Source organism: Vibrio limimangrovi (genome assembly GCF_054064025.1).
The window spans coordinates 609527-630511 of the sequence record NZ_JBSUGF010000007.1 but is presented as its reverse complement, the minus strand read 5'-3'; the positions used below and the strand labels follow the sequence as shown (position 1 = coordinate 630511).

The window sequence follows — 20985 nt, the reverse complement described above, 5'->3', positions numbered from 1 at the left end:
CATTGCTAGCAGCGAAACAGAATTGACTAATAAGTAATGCGGGCAACACTGTCAACGTGAACAAAATGGTCTTGCGCCAGTTTTCAAACAACCCATTTACAAAAAACCAATTTTCAAACAACATCGTAGTGATTCCCTTTTCGTAACTGACAGTATTAGACGCTACCTAATACTCGTGCCATCCGTTGTAGGCCTTCGAGTAATTGTACTCTCGGACAAGCCATATTGAGACGAATATAACCCTCGCCCGGAGCGCCGTACACCGTACCTTGATTAAGCATTAAAGCGCCTTCATTTATCAACTTTTCGCCGATCTCAGCTGAAGGAATATCTAACTTACGGCAGTCAATCCATGCCAGATAAGTGGCTTCCTGCTGAATAACACTCAAACGTGGTAAGTGCTGATTAATAAACTCTACAACAGTTATATAGTTCTGATGGAGATACTCTCTAAGAGCGTCTAACCAGGCTTCACTTTCGTTATATGCCGCCATTAAAGCTTCTACACCAAAAGGATTCACATCGCATACTTCATGAATATTTAACGCGCGATCGATTTTATCTCTGAGTTGTTTATCCGCGGTGATGATGTTGGCGATTTGTAGTCCGGCGATATTGAACGACTTACTCGGAGAATTTGTCGTCACCGTGTTAGCAAGGAACTGGTCTCCGATAGCAGCAAAAGGCTGATGCCGAATCCCTGGGAATGTCAGATCACAATGGATCTCGTCGCTAATCACTTTGACACCGTGTCTAAAGCAGATCTCACCGAGTCTGGTCAGCTCTTCTTGAGTCCACGCACGACCAACCGGATTGTGAGGGTTGCATAGAATCAGAACAGTAACATCAGATCGAGAAGCTTTATCTTCGAGATCCTTAAAATCCATTTCGTAGTAACCATCACGATTCACCAGCGGATTTTCAACAAGGTGGCATTCCATGTTGCGAATCGAACTGAAAAAGCAGTTATACGCAGGAGTTTGAACAATAACGCCATCACCCGGATTGGTCAGTGCTTTCAGGATAGCTGATAACGCAGGAACTACGCCTGACGTGTACTGAATCCACTCACGTTGGATGTGAAAGTTATGTCTGTTCGCGAACCAGTTAACAACTGCGGTGTAATAAGCCTCGGGGACTTTCGTGTAACCAAAAATGCCGTGCTCAACACGTTGTTTCAATGCACTTACAATAGGTTCGGCAGTGCGGAAATCCATGTCCGCGACCCACATCGGAAGAATAGAGCTGTTCCCCATGCTATCCCACTTAACACTGCCCGTTCCTTGTCGTTCAACAATTTGATCAAAGTTGAAAGATGACATTATGTTCTCACCTCAAATTCCGTCTCAATTGTGCATCCTCCTGGGTTCTTACAATGCTTATCTAAGATAATTTCGCCAATTGAGCGAGCTTTGATAGAGCCAGACAAAGGGTTCTTTATACTGATGATGTCGGAAACAATTTCGGCGTTCAATGTCGCGTATTCAAAACACAGATCCGTTTCTTCCATTACGCAATTCTCCATGACTAGATCTTGCGCGTAACACAGTGGCTGCTCACCGCGAATGGTGCAATTAACCAAACGTAAGTTTTTAGAATGCCAGCCTAAATATTCTCCATCTAAAACACTGTCGTATACAGTGACGTTTTCCGTACCCCAAAATGCGTCTTTAGAATCCAAATATGCGTTACGAATGGTGACATTTTTAGCATCTTGGAACGAGTAATTTCCTTGCAATTTAAAACCGTCAATTTCAACATTTTCACAGTTCATAAAAACGTAATCGGCTCCGCGCATTTCAACATTTTTCAGGCTTACGTTATCGCACATCCACAAGGTTTCACCCGCATTAGGAAATCTCGTATTCTCGATAGTAAGATGCGAGACACGGCGAAACATTTTAGGTGCTTCGACAACACAGTTATTCATCGTAAGGTTTTCGGTATACCAAATAGCCGCTCGCGCGTATACCGTAAACAGACTCTGCTCAATCAAGATGTCATTGCTATGCCAGAAAGGATACTTACCCATGAACTCACAGTGTTTAACCATGATATTTTGGGTGTGTTTCAGTGCTGACTCGCCCGGGTAAAAACGAACTTTGTGCAGATACTTATTTTCTTCCGCGTATAACGGTCTCTCACCTTCAAAAAAAGTGTCGCATATTTTCTCTTGATGACAGAGTTTATCTTGAATTGTTTTAGATAGGGTCATAGTACACCTGAACTTAGCAAATTGGGGAATAGTCGTCGGCACGAATATACCAACGATTTAAATCATTAACTTTATGTGAGCAATAAGAACCCTAGGCACCAAATGTGAGCCTTATTAATAAATTTTTAATTAATTATATTTAGAGTAGCCAACTATTCAGCTATTGCTCTAACCACCCTAATAACTCAATAAAAAGGTAAGGAATACAAAAAAGGCAGTGGATCAGTAAACCTTACTCGAAACTTTTTTGAAGAGATTATGGCGTAGGTCATAACCCCTTCCATATATTCATTTCTCACATTTTCTATGAGAGTTCACACTGTCTTGTGAGTTAGCCTCTCAGGCGTTATTTTGTCTAATTCGTTATTAAAGAAAATCTTCAGAAATATTCTTATTATGGAACTTAGCCTAAAACAACGTTCAGAACTTGGTTTGCATTTGAGGCAACATCCTCACCACAGTGCTGTTTTATTTCGACAATAAATTCTTTTAACAAATCTGGCGTAATACCATTATTTAAACTGATAGCAAAATGAGCTTGAAGTTGACCATTCACACCTTGCATGTTCGCCAACGCCGCAATCGTCGCAAGCTCTCGATCTTTCCATGTCAGTACATCACGTTGGAAAATGTCACCAAAGAGATGTGCTTTTAGGTACTGGTCAATTTCGGGTGCAAAATCAAACAAAGGGCCAGAGACAACTTGCCCAACTAACTGGGTTTGGTTTTTAGTACCAAAACTTAAACTGCTTTCGTCTGTTGGTAGAGGGCTTGAAGGCTCGCCTTCTGTATCAAAGATTCCTTGCTGCTTGCGCTCTTCTACAACAGACATAAATGTCCCGAGCGCGTTAAGGCTTCTGGGAAAGCCAGTGTATGCGTACATCTGTACCAGTATTTCTTTGGTTTCGCTGATGGTGAGGCCAGCATTCAACCCTTCGACCAAACTCAGCTTCAGATTTTCAAGATCACCACTTGCAGTGAATGCCGCAATAGGAATGATGGCTCGTTCTTTATTAGAAAAATGTTCTTGCATCGGTGCCTCCGAAGATTGAGTCAAAGGTGAATATCGTGCCTTGCCGTGACAACAAGATTAAATTTACGCCTAAATGACAAAACCCGTTAGCCTAATGATTGCCAATAATTGCCTAATTATCCAAACTTCCGTACTAAGACTGGAAGCCAAATCGAAGTCCCCCTCGGAGCTCGCCTTTTACAACCATAAATTAACATACTGATTTATAATGATTAAATAACTTATCCATCCCCATTAATCTTGTTTTCAGCGGTAAGTTTTGACTGAAAAAGAGTGATAAACTCGTCAATAACAGATTGCCTAATAATCTTTACATAAAAGAAATAGCTGTTATAACTACGTTGTGCAGAACCAAAAAACTGTTGTGCAAAACCAAAAAAACTAAGTTGACAAAACCAGAAGTAGTCCAACCCTTTGGTTGCCCGTGGAGTAACTATGAACGATTCACAAAACATGAATATGGCAGCGTCAGTCCTTGCTGAAAAAATCCAAAAGTGGACCGGTGACACCACACAATTTGATACCAAAATTCCTGGACTTAGACTCAGCCGCTGGACAACCCCAACCCCGCCAACAAGTTACACCCATAACCCTAGTATCTGTCTAATCGCACAAGGTAAGAAACGGGTTTTGCTCGGTCAGGATAGCTACACCTATGATGCCAACCATTTTCTGATTTCTTCCGTTAACCTCCCTATTACGGCCAACATAATGGAGGCAAGCGAAGAAAAACCGTACCTTGGGCTGATAATGGAGCTGGATTTACAAGAGATTTCTCAGCTAATTGTTGATAGTGAACTTTCTTTTAGTAGCGGCAAGGAAGCGCAGAAAGGCATTGCTGTAGGCGAGCTCTCAAGCTCACTGCAAGATGCATTTATCCGGTTGATGACACTATTAGAACAGCCGGATGACATAAAGATCCTCGCACCAGTCATTAAAAAAGAAATTTTTTATCGATTGCTAATGACCGAACAAGGCGCACGTTTAAACCAAATAGTGACGACAGGTAGCCATGGCCACCAAATAGCCAAAGCCATTGACTGGCTGAAAAACAACTTTGTCAAACCGTTAAGCGTTGGCGATCTCGCGGCATACAGCGGTATGAGTAAATCTGCTTTTTATACGCACTTTCGTTCCATGACATCGATGACGCCGTTACAGTTCCAGAAGAAGTTGAGATTAAGTGAAGCTCGTCGATTGATGTTGACCGAAAACTTGGATGCGATGGCGACAACATTCAAAGTTGGCTATGAAAGCCCCTCTCAATTTAGCCGCGAATACAGTCGTCTGTTCGGTGCACCACCTTCAAAAGATATTAAAGCGCTGAAAGAAGCAAATACAGCTTAAACTTCTTTTCTATAGCAATAATTTGGAAGAATAGGCAAACCCCAGCGACAATCCGACATTCACAATATCGCTTTACCCTTCTAAAATGAGCGCTATATTAAACACGTTTGCGATTCAGTTTGTAAGCGGAAGTATATGGCTTATGAACCTCTGTCTTCGTGCATTGACTTCATAAGTCCAAACACCTTAGAAGGATGTGATCATGCAATTAGATTTCTCATACTACAACCCAACAACAATTCACTTCGGTAAAGACTCACTCGCCAAACTTAACGATGAATTGCCAAAATACGGTAGTACTGTTTTGCTTGTTTACGGCCGAAACGCAATCAAATCCAATGGACTTTACGACGATGTCATCGCGAGCCTAAGCGCTGCAGGTAAAAAAGTCGTCGAGCTGTCTGGTGTTATGCCTAACCCTACTTATGCGAAAATGATGGAAGGTGTTGAGCTTGTTCGTGAGCACAACGTAGACCTTATTCTTGCTGTTGGTGGTGGTTCAGTTGTTGACTGTGCGAAAGGTATTGCTGTATCTGCACACTGTACAGATGCTGACCCATTCCAAAAGTACTGGATAGAATGGCAAGACATCTCAAACGAGGTAGTGCCTGTTGCTTCTATCCTTACTATGGTAGGTACTGGCTCAGAAATGAACGGTGGCTCAGTGATCACTCATGAAGAGACTAAAAACAAAGCGGGTCGTGTTTTCCCACCAGCAGCATACCCTAAGTTTTCAATCTTAAACCCAGAGTACACATTTACTGTATCTCAATACCAAATGGTGAGTGGCGTGTTCGACACAATGTCTCACCTGATGGAGCAATACTTCTCAGACCAAGGTGCGAACACAACAGACTATGTCATTGAAAGCCTGCTTAAGTCTTCAATCGATAACTTGCGTGTTGCTCTGAAATCACCAGAAGATTACGAAGCGCGCAGTAACATCATGTGGAACGCAACTTTAGCGTTAAACACCGTTACTGGCTTGTCTAAAACTCAGGACTGGCAAGTACATATGATTGAACACCAGCTTGGCGCTTACACTGACTGTGCTCACGGTATGGGTCTGGCTGCGGTGTCTCTGCCTTACTACCGTCTGGTCTACAAGTTTGGTTTGGATAAATTCGTTCGTTTTGCTACCGAAGTATGGGGTGTATCTAAGGAAGGTAAAACAAAAGAACAAATCGCATTGGAAGGCATTGATGCTCTGGAAGCATTTACTAAAGAGTGCGGCATCGTGACCTCTCTGGAAGAGCTTGGTGCAACTAAAGAGATGCTACCGAAAATTGCAGAATCAACCATCATCATCGGTAATGGTTACAAGAAACTGACTAGCGAAGAAGTTCTGAACATTCTGGAAGAGTGTTTCTAACAGTCTTTACTGACTAGCTGATACTAAAAAGCGAGCATCATAGCTCGCTTTTTCTTTATCTATTTTTTGAAAACCGAATGATTAATCGAGAGAAGACATATCGATAACAAATCGATGCGCTAAATCACCGGAAGCGAGCTGCTTAAATGCATCGTTAATTTCATTCATTTTGATCATTTCGCATTCTGGGTAGATGTCATGCTCAGCACAAAAATCCAGAAGTTCTTGCGTTTCAGCGATACCGCCGATCAAAGAACCAGCAACGCGACGACGACCAAATACTAGAGGCACGCTCATTAGCTCGTCTAATGGACCAACCTGACCAACAATGACAAGTGATCCGTCTAGATCCAACAATGGCGTGTATAGATTGACATCATGCTTGGTTGGTACTGTATCGATGATGAGATCGAACGAAGAAGCCGCAGCTTGCATTGCCTGCTCATCTGTTGACGCCAGGATAGCTTTAGCACCCAATGCTTTTGCTTGCTCTTCCTTGCTTGTTGTACGGCTGATTACCGTTACTTCAGCGCCCATCGCCACAGCAAGTTTAACTGCCATATGGCCCAGACCGCCCAAACCAATGACGCCAACTCGCGAACCTTCAGTTACGTTCCAAGTACGTAGTGGTGAGTATGTTGTAATACCTGCACAAAGAATTGGCGCGGTACGAGACATATCCAACGAGTCTGGAACGCTCAATACAAACTCTTCACGAACCACGATGTGTTTAGAGTAACCACCTTGAGTGATTTCACCGGTATGACGATCTGGTGCACCGTAAGTCGGCGTCATGCCATTGCGGCAGTACTGTTCTTCGCTGTCATGGCAGTGGTCGCATTCCTGACAACTGTCCACCATACAACCAACGGCAACTCGGTCACCTACTTTGTATCGAGATGCTTCCGCACCTACCGAGGTAACGATACCAACAATTTCGTGGCCAGGAACCAGTGGATATGGTTGAGGTCCCCAGTCACCATTAACGGTATGTAAATCTGAGTGGCATACACCACAATAGGTTATTTCAATCGCGACATCATTTGGACGTAATTCTCTGCGTTCGAAATGATATGGTACTAGATCCGTATTTTCTGCTTGTGCCGCGTACCCAACTGTTTTCATGTCACAATATCCTTTTATTCTCTATTGCTTAATAAATAGGATGACTGTCAATTACAAGTCATCACTATCACCTTATACGCTTAGAGATCACAGTTCTTGCCCGATACTCTTTTATCCTTGCTCGATTGTTGTAGTTAGAGATGAGATTGCATCGGGCTCAACTATAATCATTGATATAGTGTAGCTTGCTGGTCAACATCGTTGTATCCTGAGTGCAATTGAACAGACGCGACTATTGAATTGTTTACTGACGTCGGAATAAGTCGTTCAACCGATTTGCTGCGCTGAGCACCGGACAACATTATCAATTATTTACGCCATTAATTGGTGAAGCGACTGATTTATCTGATCCGGTTTGTTTGAGATTCGAAGTCAGAGCTCTGCAATCTCTACCTAAAGTGCGCTCCTGAGAATAGATCTCTTTCACTCACCTTCACAATCTCTGTCAAGCACATTAGCCGACAGACTATATTTATGCCTAAATAAAAGAATAAAACAGAGTAGTTATGAGCTGTTATCATACGATCCACCTTAAAATGAGTGAGAACTAAATGCAGGCTACTTCCTCGCAATCAAATCAGAAAAATTCTTGCCCTGCTCCAATTAGAATCGGCTTTATTCTCCAGCCACATTTTTCTCTTATGGCGTTTACTGCCGCCATGGATGCCCTGATTACCGCCAATCTTGTGCATGAAACAGAGCTATTTCAAATCCAGACCTTTGGTATCGATTCGCGTAAGGTATTGAGTGATATAGGGATTGACATTGCGACAGACGCAACGGTTGAATCCTTAAATCTGCACAACAGAGGCATTCTGGATTGGTTATTTGTTTGTGGTGGATACCGTTGCAGCACGCAAGCTTCTCTGCCTCTGATTGAATGCTTAACGTCTGCCAAGAATCAAAAAGTCCGTCTGGGAAGCATCTGGAATGGGACGATAGCCTTGGCCTATGCCGATGCAATTGAAGAAGGTGCTGTTTCAGCGGTACATCCCAACAGCCATCAGTTTATTCATACGACTTTCCCTACGCTGGAATTGTCTACACACACCTATGAAGTCACGGATAGAAGCGCCAGTTGTGCGGGGCCAAACAGCGCTATGGAAATGATGCTTAGTATCATTGAAGCGCAGTTTGATAAAAAACTAGTCCGAGCTGTTCGGGAGATCTTAAGCTGTGACCAAGCGTCAGAAGGAAGACAGGCGATATTACACAGTCAAACCAATAAATCTCAAGTCGATGCCTTGGCCCGTCCTGAGGTTTTAAGAGATGCGATTGCGCTAATGGAAGCAAACATTGAAGAGCCGCTGACTCCTGATGAACTCGCGCGATTTTTATCTATGTCGCGAAGACAATTAGAACGACTATTTCAAACCCATTTAGAACTCTCACCGTCAAGATATTATCTAAAGCTACGTCTGCTCGCTGCTCATAAAGAACTGGAAAAGTACAAAGAACCGATCATACAGATTGGATTAAGCTGTGGCTTTGTCAGTAGTAGCCACTTTAGTAACTGTTTTAAAGATTTCTTTGGCTACACCCCTACCCAGTTACGCCAAAATATGAAGAGCAATAGAACGAACATCTAAACTTGATATCCGCCCCGTAAAAAAAAGACACAGCAGATGCTGTGTCTTGTTTGGCTTAGTTGGTAAGTGTCAACATCAAGGACGAGAGATAAAAAATATCAACACTCAATTACATTAACAGCTAAGCCACCTGTTGATGTCTCTTTGTATTTGTCTTGCATATCCAGGCCAGTATCACGCATCGTTTTAATGACTTTGTCCAGAGATACGAAGTGTTCCCCATCACCTCGTAGCGCCATTTGAGCAGCATTGATAGCCTTCATTGCCGCAATTGCATTACGTTCGATACAAGGTACTTGGACGAGCCCCCCAACCGGGTCACAGGTTAGTCCCAGGTTGTGCTCCAAACCGATTTCTGCTGCATTTTCTACTTGTAGCGGCGTTCCGCCAAGAACGGCACAAACACCAGCAGCTGCCATTGCACACGCTGAGCCCACTTCACCCTGACAGCCGACTTCTGCTCCAGAGATTGACGCATTTTTCTTACACAAAATGCCTATCGCTGCTGCAGTCAAAAGATAATCGACCACCTGTTCGTCGGTACAATTTGGAGTAAACTCTTTAAAATACATTAATACTGCTGGGATAATGCCCGCCGCACCGTTCGTCGGCGCGGTCACCATTCGGCCACCTGCTGCATTTTCCTCGTTAACGGCCAGAGCATATAAGTTGACCCAATCCATGCCACTCAGCGTGCTGCTTATAACGTTAGGATTTGCGCAATAAACTAGCGAGTCGAATAATTTCTTCGCGCGTCGTTTAACGTTCAGTCCACCAGGCAATACACCCTCAGCATTGAGGCCATTAGAGATACACGCTTTCATGGCATGCCAAATCTTCAGCAAGCCTTCGCGGATCTCCTGTTCTGAACGCCAGACTTTCTCGTTTTCCAGCATCAATTCGCTGATGCTTAATCCATTTGTCTGACATAACCGGAGTAGTTCTTCGCCGTTATGAAAATCATAAGGAAGTTGAACGGCGTCAGATGGAGAGCTTTCAGATTCCGCTTCTCTCTGGTCAAGGATAAAACCACCGCCTACAGAGAAATAGATGTTGCGATGTAGTGTTTTACCTGATTTATCAATAGCAATGATTTCCATTGCATTCGGATGATAAGGATGAACTTCACGTAAAAACTTCATGTCATTTGACCAGTCAAAAGGCACTAACTTTTTACGCTTTAGCCACAGATCACCACCTTGCTTTAGCTCTTGAGTGATGACAGGGATCATCGCCGTATCGACAGTATCCGGCAGTTCTCCCATTAAGCCTACGACAATGGCGGAGTCCGTACCATGACCGACACCCGTCGCACTCAACGAGCCCATTAACTTGACGACGACTCGATGAGTATCTTGCAAAACATTGAGCTCATCTAACTCGTCAGAGAAGCGTTTCGCAGCAACCATTGGCCCCACAGTATGAGAACTCGATGGGCCTACACCAATTTTAAACAAATCAAAAACACTGATAGACATCCTTATCACTCCTATCAATGACTAAGAATAATCGTGCGAGCACCGGATAAAAATACCCGTCTCTCAACATGATGCTTGACGGCATTAAACAACGTGATTCGTTCAACATCCTGACCTTTAGCAATCAAATCTTCTGGATAGTGAGCGTGCCCTACTTCCTGAAGTCCTTGCGAGATGATCGGACCTTCATCCAGGTCGTTGTTAACATAGTGGGCCGTAGCGCCGACCATCTTCACGCCTTTCTCCCAAGCTTGATGGTAAGGGCGCGCACCTTTGAATCCTGGTAATAATGAGTGATGGATATTGATTGCACGTCCACTTAAACGTTCGCATAACCAAGGAGAGAGAATCTGCATGTAGCGCGCCAGTACAACCAATTCGATGTCGTACTCGTCTAACAAGCGAACAATTTCCGCTTCCTGATCTGGCTTCGTCTCTGGGGTAATAGGCAGATGGTGGTAAGGAATACCGTGCCACTTGGCTAACTCTTCCAAATCTGGATGGTTAGAGATAATGACCGGCACCTCAACGTTCAACTGACCAGTACGGTAGCGATAAAGCAAATCGTTCAGGCAGTGATCATATTTGGAAACCAGGATAGCCATGCGCATGCGCTGACCAGATGCCGTCAGATTCCACTCCATCGAGAAATCTTCCGCTCGTGCCGCAAACTCTGCGTCAAACTGCTGTGGATCAAAGTCTGGTTGTGCAGGGATAAACTCAATACGAATAAAGAACTGTCCCGTCGCTCGGTCATCAAATGACTGAATTTCATTGATGTAATGGCCAACACTTGCCAGATAACGTGTCACGACATCAACAGTGCCGCTTACGCTAGGGCAATGCGCGGTAAGAATCCAGGTTTGAGTTGAATTTTCCATAGTTCCCTCTACTTATGGTATAGCCGGCACTTCCAGTACCGGCTTGATTACAACTTAGTTAGCTTTATTTAGCGATGGTCAGACCAAACTCTAAACTGGCATCTTGAAGCCACAGCCATAGGTAGTCAGAAAAACTACGGCGAACAACCAACTCAAACTTATCTTCATCAAGACGACGCATGATGGCACCACTTTTCGCAAATACGCTAGAAACCACTTTCCCTACTGGGAATTCTTCACGGTGAAAATCAATCGGTGTCGACTTTTTCAGTACATCCACCGCGTGTGCTCCAGAGATTTCCAAAATGGTTGATCCACCACTGCCGTTAACCAGTGAGTAATGTCCTTTTACCTGCTCGCGGAACGCAGTTTCAACGTCAAATGCCGCTAGCCCAGGAACAGTAATCAACCACTCATCAGGTGAGATCCAACGAGCTGCGTATTCACCTTTTGACGCTGATGTCAGCGGCTCAAGTGGCAGTGCGAAGCCAAGGATTGAAGACACTGATTTGATCAGCTCTTCGTTCTCTGGGTTGCATCGTAAAGTAAGATGTCCCATCAACTTAACTTCTTTCAGTACTACACCTTGGCGATCAGGTGGCATACTCGCTAATTTATCAAACTCAGCGTGATGTAAAGGAGACTCACCGAAGATCTCTCCACCAGGAACCTGATTCATTAGGTCAACCAAAGGTTCTTTGTTTTCTTGTTTAATCAGTGTTGTATCAGACATTCTGGCGCTCTCCCTTTGGATCCAAAAATACAGTGCTACAAATTTCAGCTTCAATCACGCGACCATCAGCTTGTGGGTAGTAGACCTTTTCTCCCATGCGGTCTAAACCACCTTTAACAAAGCCCATCGCAATACTGCGATTTAGGTTCGCACTCCAGTAACTAGAAGTAATATGCCCAACCATTGGAACAGGGATCGGCGCATTTGGATCTAGCACACCTTGTGAGCCTTCAGGAAGAACCACGTTAGGGTCGATTGTTTTCAAGCCAACCAGTTGTTTACGGTTCTCTTTCACACAGTCTTCACGCGCCATGCCTCGTTTACCGATATAGCTGAATGGTTTGCTGTTCGCGACACACCATCCCATGCCTAAATCGTAAGGGTGTACACTTCCGTCTGTATCTTGACCTGCGATGATGAAACCTTTCTCTGCACGTAAAATGTGCATCGTTTCAGTACCGTAAGGCGTGATGTCGTATTTCTTACCGTGTTCCATCAGTTTCTTCCAAACGTGAAGACCGTAGTTAGCCTGAACGTTGATCTCGAATGACAGTTCGCCAGTGAAAGAGATACGGAAGATACGTGCTGGTACACCAGCAACCGTTGCTTGTTTCCAGTCCATGAAAGCAAAGTTATCTTTGCTCAGATCGCAATCTGTCAGCTCTTGAAGCAGCTTGCGGCTGTTTGGTCCAGAAATTGTCGCTGTCGCCCAGTGATCAGTAACCGAAGTAAAGTAAACTTCCAGTTCCGGCCATTCTGTTTGATGGTAAAGCTCAAGCCACTCAAGTACGCGTGCTGCACCGCCAGTTGTAGTGGTCATTAAGAAATGGTTTTCGCCAAGACATGACGTAACACCATCGTCAAACACCATACCGTCTTCACCACACATCAGACCGTAGCGACACTTACCTACTGGCAATTTCGCCCAGGCATTACTGTAAATTCGGCCTAAGAATTCGCGCGCGTCTTTACCTTGGATATCGATCTTGCCAAGTGTTGACGCATCAAGAATACCTACAGAGTTACGTACTGCCAGACATTCACGATCTAATGCTTGTTGCATTGTTTCTGCTGCTTTTGGGAAGTACCAAGGACGTTTCCATTGGCCAACATCTTCGAACAGCGCACCGTTTTCTAAGTGCCATTGATGCATAGCAGTGTAACGCTTAGGATCAAATAGCTCTTTACAGTGGCGTCCAGCAATCGCACCGAAAGTAACCGGCGTGTAGTTTGGACGGAAAATCGTCGTACCCGTTTCTGGGATAGACTTGTTCAATGTCTTGGCCGCGATAGCCATGCCGTTGATGTTGCCCAGTTTACCTTGGTCAGTACCAAAGCCCATCGCAGTATAGCGTTTAACGTGTTCGATAGACTCGAAGCCTTCACGACATGCCAGCTCGATACCAGCCGCTGTTACGTCATTCTGGAAGTCAACAAACTGCTTAGGCGCTTTTGAGGTCTTCTTCGGATGAGGAATATGGAACAGTGCCATTGGCTTCGCCGCTTTCTCTTCATCCGTATTAGGTAGAACTACATCGACAGCACTCAGACCTAACTCTTGGATCGCTCTGTTACCCGCTTCGATGCCTTCCTGCAGCGCACCTTTAGTCGTAAAGTTGCCGTTAATCGCACCAGCTGTCAGCTGTTTTTGCTTAGTTTCACCAGGTACAAAACCGATGACTTCTTCGTTCCACACCGGGCGGCTTCCAGTATGACAAGAAAGGTGTACTGCTGGGCTGAAACCACCAGAAGTTGCAATGGTATCAACCTGCAGTGTTTCACTTGATTTCTGAACAGCATCGCCATTTGCGTCAAGACGGTTGATACGAACACCAGTAACACGTTTGCTACCCATCGCTTCAATCACAGCTGAGCCTTTGATGATGCGAATACCAGCACTCACGACTTTCTTGATGATCGCACTGTCTGCATTTGCGCGAGTGTCTACTACCGCGCTGACTTTGCGACCCGCACCGTGCCAATCTAGTGCAGTCTGGTAACCACTGTCGTTCGTTGTCATAACGACTAGGTTTTCACCTGGTACCACTGAGTAACGATTGATGTAAGTTGATACTGCGCTACATAGCATGCTGCCTGGTAGATCGTTGTTACCAAATACAAGCGGACGCTCATGAGAACCAGTCGCAAGAACAACCCACTTAGCACGAACACGATGCATACGCTGACGTGCAGTGTGCTTCGGTGCAAGATCCATCAAGTGGTCTGTACAACGCTCATGGATAGTTAAGAAGTTGTGATCGTGGTAACCGTTCACTGTTGAGCGTGGAAGTAGCATCACTTCAGGGTAAGTTTTCAGTTCTTTAACAATCTCTGCTACCCACTCAGCACCGTCACGACCATCAATCTTAGTGTTTGAGGTAAGTAGATCACCACCCATTTCACTTTGTTCGTCCGCCAGGATAACTCGAGCACCACTGCGCGCTGCAGTTAGTGCCGCCATCAAACCTGCTGGGCCAGCACCAACAACAAGTACTTCGCAATGTTGATTGATGTTTTCGTAGCGATCAGGATCGTTTTCTAGTGGAGAGCGACCCAAGCCTGCTGCTCGACGGATGAATTTTTCGTACGTTTCCCACATTGATTTAGGGTACATGAAGGTTTTGTAGTAGAAACCAGGAGGCATCATGCCGCCACCGACTTTACCAACAAGACCCATTACGTCTTTATCAACATTCGGCCAGCCGTTTGTAGATTGGCACACTAAGCCATCATACAGCTCTTGCTGAGTCGCACGGATGTTAGGAACTTGTGTTGCTTCTGTCGCACCAAGTTGGAAGATTGCGTTTGGCTCTTCTGCACCAGCCGCAATAATGCCGCGAGGACGGCTGTATTTAAAACTACGACCAACAACGTCTACGCCATTTGCCAGAAGAGCTGAAGCTAGTGTGTCACCCACATGGCCTTTGTATGACTTGCCATTGAATTCAAAGCTGATTGACTTCGATTGATCAACTCGACTTTGAGATGAAATTCGGTTTACTTGTGTCATCCTTAACACTCCTTACTCTGCAGCCAGTGAAGGTTGCTCTCCAATCTTGTAGACTTCTTTAATTTCATAAGTCTGTGTATCGCGTGTCATATTGAAAAACTTGCGACAACCCGCTGCGTGTACCCACATTTCGTGGTGAAGGCCTCGTGGGTTCTTGCGGAAGAATAAGTACTCGCCCCACTCTTCGTCAGTACAATTGTCCGGGTCTAGTGGACGGGAAATGTGAGCCTGACCTTTTGGGTGGAATTCTTCTTCTTCACGATACTCACAGCAGTGAGGGCAATAAATCAAAAACATAATTCTTCTCCTGTTAGTGCGCTACGCCCGCAGCACCGTGTTCGTCGATCAATGCACCAGAGTTAAAGCGGAACATAGAAAATGGTGCAGCCAGTTCGTGCATTTCGCCTTTAGCCAGACTTGCTGCAAAGACATTGCCTGACCCCGGAGTTGCTTTAAAGCCACCTGTACCCCAGCCACAGTTGAAGAACAAGTTTTCAACCGGTGTCTTAGTCATAATCGGACATGCATCCGCAGTTGTATCAACGATACCACCCCATTGACGGTTCATTCGTACTCGGGAGAAGATTGGGAACATTTCCACAATCGCCTGCACCGTGTGCTCGATCGTAGCGTAAGAACCACGTTGTCCGTAACCGTTGTAGCCATCGATACCCGCACCGATTACCAAGTCACCTTTATCTGATTGACTTACGTAACCATGTACGTGGTTCGACATAACAACTGTATCTATAATCGGCTTGATTGGTTCTGATACCAAAGCTTGTAGAGGGTGAGACTCAAGCGGCATATCAAAACCAGCCATTTTCGCTAGTACGCCAGAGTTACCTGCTACCACACAGCCCACTTTATCAGCCATGATGTCGCCGTAACGGTTAGTTTTAACACCAACAATCGCGCCGTCTTCGATGATCATGTCGACCACTTCAGTTTGTTGAATCAGATCAACACCCATGCTGTCCGCACCGCGAGCAAAGCCCCAAGCCACTGCATCGTGACGTGCCACACCCGCATTTGCCTGCCAAGACGCACCAAGAATTGGGTAGCGAGCATTTTCAGAACAATCCATGTGCGGTACGATTTCTTTCACTTGTTGCGTATCAAGGACTTCACCTTGGATCCCGTTAAGACGGTTTGCTGCAACACGGCGCTCAATATCACGCATGTCTTGAAGCGTATGTCCCAGGTTGAGACAGCCACGACGAGAAAACATCACGTTGTAGTTCAGGTCTTGTGACAAGCCATCCCATAGCTTCAATGAGTGTTCATACAAAAATGCAGCTTCATCCCAAAGGTAGTTTGAACGCACGATCGTTGTGTTACGTGCCGTGTTACCACCACCCAGGTAGCCTTTTTCTATAACCGCGACATTAGTAATGCCATGTTCTTTTGCCAGGTAATAAGCCGTCGCCAGGCCATGGCCACCGCCACCAACGATGATTACATCGTATTTCTTTTTAGGAGTAGGGTTACGCCAAACACTTTGCCAGTTTTCATGATGAGAAAGAGAGTGTTTAAGTAGACCAAAACCAGAATAATGCTGCATTTGTCTGTTCCTTCATTTCAGCTAAAATCAAATATCTTTCTGATATCTATTGGTATGCAGGGAAATCACGACATAGTGATTTAACCTTGCCGCCTACTAATTCAATCGTACTTGCCAGAGCTTGAGGATCGTCAAGTACATCAAGAATATCGGCAATCCAACCAGCTAGCATTTCACACTCAGGTTCTTTGAAGCCACGGGTTGTGATTACCGGAGTACCGATACGTAGACCAGAGGTTACGAAAGGTGATTCAGGGTCGTCCGGTACCGCGTTTTTGTTTACTGTGATTCCAGCCAGGCCAAGCGCAGCGTCTGCAGCTTTACCAGTCAATTTCTGACGGATTAAGCTCAATAGGAATAGATGGTTGTCTGTACCGCCTGATACAACATCGAATCCACGTTCGATAAAGACTTTCGCCATCACTTGCGCGTTAATCACTACTTGCTTCTGGTATTCTGCGAATTCTGGTTCTAACGCCTCTTTAAACGCTACTGCTTTTGCAGCAATCACGTGCATCAGAGGGCCACCTTGACCGCCAGGGAATACTGCAGCGTTGATCTTTTTCTCTAGTTCAGCATCGCGAGATACAATCAGACCGCCACGTGGACCACGTAAGGTTTTGTGTGTTGTCGTTGCTACGACGTCTGCAAAAGGAACAGGGTTTGGATAGATACCTGCAGCAACTAGTCCTGCTACGTGAGCCATGTCAACGAAAAGATAAGCGCCAACTTTGTCTGCGATATCGCGGAAACGTTGCCAGTCCACTACGCGTGAGTAAGCAGAGAAACCAGCGACGATCATTTTAGGTTTGTGTTCTAGTGCAAGTTGCTCAACTTGTTCATAGTCGATTTCGCCTGTTTTAGCGTTTAGACCATATTGAACTGCGTTGTAGATTTTACCTGAAAAGTTAACGTGAGAGCCGTGAGTCAAGTGACCGCCGTGAGCAAGGCTCATACCCAGAACTGTGTCGCCCGGTTCGCACAAAGCCATGTAAACGGCAGCGTTTGCTTGTGAACCCGAGTGAGGTTGGACGTTTGCGTATTCAGCACCAAATAGCTGTTTTGCACGTTCAATCGCCAAAACTTCAACTTCATCGACATATTTACAGCCACCGTAGTATCTTTTTGCCGGGTAACCCTCAGCGTATTTATTTGTTAGCTTACTACCTTGAGCTTGCATCACTCGTGGGCTGGTGTAGTTCTCAGAAGCAATCAGCTCAATGTGGTCTTCTTGTCTCTGTTCTTCTTTAACAATCGCCGACCATAATTCGCTGTCATACGCTTCGATGTTTTGAGTAATGTTAAACATATCTTCTCCTTGATACTGAAATCTTGCTTCCGTGTTTAGGCATCAGGTTCGCAGTACGACATTGAATTCAAAATCGTTACAATGGAAACCTAATCGACAATTCAATAGTAATTAATTCGTAATATTGCGCTTGCGTAAATACGACAAAATCTGCGGATTTGCGACATCTTTAAATTTATTCTTAAATAAAAAAAAGCAGAGCTTACGCTCTGCCAAAATCCCGATAAAAATCAATAAGTCTCGATATATACACCTCCTTGTGAATATTACGATTTGGATATTTTTAATGTATCAATTTGCAATATTATTTGAGCCACACGCTTCAGTTCTTATTTCAAATATGTGAGTGCTTAAATCGGCCAAAATCCATATGGCGACACTCATCATTTGAATTAAGCACTGAAGCCGCGGCTGTTATTGATGATGGACTAGTTAACATTCAATAACGACATTTCCATTCGGAACACTACAGCATGAAAGAATGTATCCCTCTGCGACATCCTCATCGGTAATACCGCCATTGTGGCTCATTTCCACATCACCGCTGACTTTCTTAACCTTACAAGTACCACAGATACCCATACCACAAGCTCTAGGAATGGTAAGTCCTGCCTTAGCCGCTGCAGCATGTACCGTTTCTCCCGGTGCCACATGAACTTGCTTGTCACTTTCAGTAAACACGACTTCAATTAGATCACTTTCAGTCAATGCTTCCGCTTCTTCCGCTGCAATTTCAGCGTCATGAACCGCTTGCTCTTCTACTGCGACAGGTGTCTCACCAAATGCTTCTTCATGGTAATGTTCCATGTTAAAGCCGAGTTTGGTCAGCATCGATTTTACTGCGCGCATGTATGGCGTTGGGCCACAACAGAAAATTTCACGTTCATGCAAATCTGGTGTGATCATCAATAATTTGACGTCATCCAAATAACCTCGGTATCCAGACCAGTTTTGTCCTGATTCCAAACGCTCACAAATTAAGTGCAAATGGAAATTAGAGATACGAGATGACATAAACTCAAGTTCACGATGGAATATAATGTCACGTGGCGTACGAGCACTGTGAACAAATGCGACATCAACGTCGCTATTGGTATCGTATACCCAGCGAGCCATAGACATGAGTGGCGTTACACCTACCCCACCAGACAAAAGAAGGACTTTCTCAGAAGGGAAGTCAATAGAGTTAAATGCGCCTACAGGACCATGGACCGCCAGCTCAGAACCTACTTCCAGATTGTCGTGAATCCAGTTAGATACAAAACCACCCGGAACACGTTTTACTGTAATAGAAAAGCTGTAAGGTACTGAAGGAGAACTCGAAATAGTGTAAGAACGGAATACTTGTTCGCCGTCAATATCAAGCTCTAGAGTCACAAATTGACCCGGCTTAAAGAAAAACATGGTTGGCTGTTCAGCCATAAAACAAAACGTTTTGGTATCCCAGGTTTCCTGGATGGTTTTTACGCAACGAACTGCGTGACGACCGTTATCCCAAATTTGAGTTTCAACTGGAATAAATGAGCCACTTGTGGCTAGAGAGTTAATTGGGGTATTCATATCCGGCTTCTCCGCAACGGTGTAATTACTGGGTTCCCTCCATGGGTCGAGCTTATTGTGAGTGAACTGACTTCTGCGAGTTATCCATTAACGACATGGAGTTATCCAAAACGGTCACATAAGAGAAAATAGTTTATTGGATGTCTTAAATAGAGTAGATCGATGTCGTATTTAGACCACTTACAAACGTGCCAATAATGGCAGGATATCAGCAAGCCAAACATTTACACACTATTAGTAAGGCTGTTAGCCAAAAACTAGTAAGGCTGTTGGCCCAAAACGCATGGAAGCCCTAGCAGGGCGTATCGTCCACATTTTCTAGAAGAAGATAGACAATGACACAAAACGATATTCTCAACATTAGCTACTCGAGCGTGGAAGTTGCTCGAGAAGAAATGAAAAAAATGCTCAATGAGCGTCGTTCTGATTATTCACTACCACGTCCGCTATACAATGATCCGCTACTATTCAAAATTGATGTAGAAGAGATCTTTCAGAAGGAGTGGTTATTTGTTGGCATGACGAGTGAAATACCGTCAAAAGGCGACTACTTCACCGTTGAAATCGCGCAAAACCCAGTGCTTATCGTGCGTGCCGCAGATGGCCAGGTAAACGCTTTCCACAACACCTGTCGCCACCGTGGCTCTCGTATTTGTACTGAGCACAGAGGCAAAGTAGCCAATTTAGTCTGTCCTTATCACCAGTGGACATACGATACTAAAGGGAATTTATTATACGCTGGCACCGAAATGGGCGATGAGTTTGACATGCAAAAACATAAACTCAACCAAGTTCATTGTAAAACGGCTGGCGGCTTTATCTTCATTTGTCTTGGCGAACAAGCACCAGAATCAGATTTTGATGAGTTTCTGGCGACACTTGAAGAATACATGGAACCTTACGATGTCGAGAATACTAAACTCGCAGTCGAGTCAAACATGTATGAAAAAGCAAACTGGAAACTCGTTATCGAAAACAACCGTGAATGCTATCACTGTGCAGGTAGCCACCCAGAATTGCTTAATACACTTCTGGAGTGGGATGACACAAACGACCCGCGTGCAACTGAAGAGTTTTTGAAGTACTACGAACGCATGGCTTCTGAGTGGGATGCAGAATCTATTCCTCACGAACATAAAAAGTTCGGCAGCAGAAACCGTCTGGTCCGTATGCCTTTAAAAGAAGGAACGTCGGTAATGACGATTGATGGTGCGCCGGGTTCGAAGAAACTGTTAGGTCGCATCAAAAATGATAAGTTAGGATCACTGCGTATCCTTCACTTACCAAACTCTTGGAACCACATGCAAAGTGATCACTTCATTGTATTCCGAGTGCTGCCTATCTCAGCACAAGAGTCTATGGTAACGACGAAATGGTTTGTCCATAAAGACGCGGTAGAAGGTGTGGATTATGATACTGAAACCCTACGCCGTGTTTGGGACGCAACCAACGAACAAGATCGTCGTCTTGGTGAAGAAAACCAACGTGGTATCAACTCACTAAGCTACCAACCAGGACCTTACTCTCAAACCTACGAGTTTGGTGTAATCGACTTCATTAACTGGTACGCAGACCGAGTGAAAGAGAAGTTGTAAGAAATATTGCTCCATAATCAAAGCCTCATCTTTCGAGATGAGGCTTTTTTATGCGGCAAAAATAGCGTTCACAGCAGGGCCGTTAATCGCCTCCCTCACCCTCACCATATAAAAAATAAATTTTTAGGCAAATAATAGCGAAGATCTAACAACTCAATGTCGACGATTGCATGC

The 20985-nt window shown here is 44.6% G+C and carries 16 protein-coding genes; 4 read left to right on the top strand and 12 right to left on the bottom strand.

Annotation, left to right across the window (positions count from 1 at the left end; all coding sequences use genetic code 11):
* Window positions 1-155: 155 nt before the first annotated feature.
* The 3 genes from ACWYU8_RS10510 to ACWYU8_RS10500 form a co-directional block, all read right to left on the bottom strand.
* Window positions 156-1322: a MalY/PatB family protein gene (locus ACWYU8_RS10510; protein WP_457519514.1), complete on the bottom strand. Its 1167-nt coding sequence runs from the start codon at window positions 1320-1322 to the stop codon at window positions 156-158.
* The gene (locus tag ACWYU8_RS10505) at window positions 1322-2215 is read right to left on the bottom strand and encodes a DUF3737 family protein (protein WP_457519513.1); all 894 of its coding nucleotides are present in this window, start codon (window positions 2213-2215) and stop codon (window positions 1322-1324) included. Before ACWYU8_RS10505 ends, ACWYU8_RS10510 begins: the two co-directional genes overlap by 1 nt.
* Before the next feature lie 403 nt (window positions 2216-2618).
* The gene (locus ACWYU8_RS10500; RefSeq protein WP_457519512.1) at window positions 2619-3248 is read right to left on the bottom strand and encodes a carboxymuconolactone decarboxylase family protein; all 630 of its coding nucleotides are present in this window, start codon (window positions 3246-3248) and stop codon (window positions 2619-2621) included.
* A gap of 435 nt (window positions 3249-3683) precedes the next feature.
* On the opposite strand from ACWYU8_RS10500, the gene ACWYU8_RS10495 reads away from it, so the two are divergent.
* Complete coding sequence (locus tag ACWYU8_RS10495) at window positions 3684-4595, top strand: AraC family transcriptional regulator N-terminal domain-containing protein (RefSeq protein WP_457519511.1); 912 nt, start codon at window positions 3684-3686, stop codon at window positions 4593-4595.
* A 202-nt stretch (window positions 4596-4797) separates the two neighbouring features.
* Window positions 4798-5967 carry an iron-containing alcohol dehydrogenase gene (locus ACWYU8_RS10490; protein WP_457519510.1) on the top strand — a complete coding sequence of 390 codons (1170 nt, stop codon included), beginning with the start codon at window positions 4798-4800 and terminating at the stop codon, window positions 5965-5967.
* A gap of 81 nt (window positions 5968-6048) precedes the next feature.
* Here ACWYU8_RS10490 and ACWYU8_RS10485 read toward each other — a convergent pair whose 3' ends face one another.
* The gene (locus tag ACWYU8_RS10485; RefSeq protein WP_457519509.1) at window positions 6049-7092 is read right to left on the bottom strand and encodes an NAD(P)-dependent alcohol dehydrogenase; all 1044 of its coding nucleotides are present in this window, start codon (window positions 7090-7092) and stop codon (window positions 6049-6051) included.
* A 551-nt stretch (window positions 7093-7643) separates the two neighbouring features.
* On the opposite strand from ACWYU8_RS10485, the gene ACWYU8_RS10480 reads away from it, so the two are divergent.
* Window positions 7644-8681 carry a GlxA family transcriptional regulator gene (locus tag ACWYU8_RS10480; RefSeq protein WP_457519508.1) on the top strand — a complete coding sequence of 346 codons (1038 nt, stop codon included), beginning with the start codon at window positions 7644-7646 and terminating at the stop codon, window positions 8679-8681.
* Window positions 8682-8779: 98 nt separating this feature from the next.
* Here ACWYU8_RS10480 and ACWYU8_RS10475 read toward each other — a convergent pair whose 3' ends face one another.
* The 8 genes from ACWYU8_RS10475 to ACWYU8_RS10440 all read right to left on the bottom strand — a co-directional run bounded on the left by ACWYU8_RS10475 (window position 8780) and on the right by ACWYU8_RS10440 (window position 19216).
* The gene (locus ACWYU8_RS10475) at window positions 8780-10159 is read right to left on the bottom strand and encodes an L-serine ammonia-lyase (RefSeq protein WP_457519507.1); all 1380 of its coding nucleotides are present in this window, start codon (window positions 10157-10159) and stop codon (window positions 8780-8782) included.
* 14 nt (window positions 10160-10173) lie between these two features.
* Window positions 10174-11040, bottom strand: coding sequence for a formyltetrahydrofolate deformylase (gene purU, locus ACWYU8_RS10470; RefSeq protein WP_457519506.1), 867 nt, complete (start codon window positions 11038-11040; stop codon window positions 10174-10176).
* 64 nt (window positions 11041-11104) lie between these two features.
* Window positions 11105-11773, bottom strand: a complete 669-nt coding sequence (locus ACWYU8_RS10465; RefSeq protein WP_457519505.1) for a sarcosine oxidase subunit gamma — start codon at window positions 11771-11773, stop codon at window positions 11105-11107.
* On the bottom strand, window positions 11766-14783 hold the full coding sequence (locus tag ACWYU8_RS10460; RefSeq protein WP_457519504.1) for a sarcosine oxidase subunit alpha: 3018 nt from the start codon (window positions 14781-14783) through the stop codon (window positions 11766-11768). The genes ACWYU8_RS10465 and ACWYU8_RS10460 overlap by 8 nt, the downstream gene beginning before the upstream one ends.
* A 12-nt stretch (window positions 14784-14795) precedes the next feature.
* Window positions 14796-15080, bottom strand: coding sequence for a sarcosine oxidase subunit delta (locus ACWYU8_RS10455; RefSeq protein ID WP_444495532.1), 285 nt, complete (start codon window positions 15078-15080; stop codon window positions 14796-14798).
* A gap of 13 nt (window positions 15081-15093) precedes the next feature.
* Window positions 15094-16347 carry a sarcosine oxidase subunit beta family protein gene (locus tag ACWYU8_RS10450; protein ID WP_457519503.1) on the bottom strand — a complete coding sequence of 418 codons (1254 nt, stop codon included), beginning with the start codon at window positions 16345-16347 and terminating at the stop codon, window positions 15094-15096.
* 46 nt (window positions 16348-16393) lie between these two features.
* Window positions 16394-17656, bottom strand: coding sequence for a serine hydroxymethyltransferase (gene glyA / locus ACWYU8_RS10445; protein WP_457519502.1), 1263 nt, complete (start codon window positions 17654-17656; stop codon window positions 16394-16396).
* A gap of 432 nt (window positions 17657-18088) precedes the next feature.
* On the bottom strand, window positions 18089-19216 hold the full coding sequence (locus tag ACWYU8_RS10440; RefSeq protein ID WP_457519501.1) for an FAD-binding oxidoreductase: 1128 nt from the start codon (window positions 19214-19216) through the stop codon (window positions 18089-18091).
* A gap of 335 nt (window positions 19217-19551) precedes the next feature.
* On the opposite strand from ACWYU8_RS10440, the gene ACWYU8_RS10435 reads away from it, so the two are divergent.
* Complete coding sequence (locus ACWYU8_RS10435) at window positions 19552-20811, top strand: aromatic ring-hydroxylating oxygenase subunit alpha (RefSeq protein WP_457519500.1); 1260 nt, start codon at window positions 19552-19554, stop codon at window positions 20809-20811.
* Window positions 20812-20985: the final 174 nt, after the last annotated feature.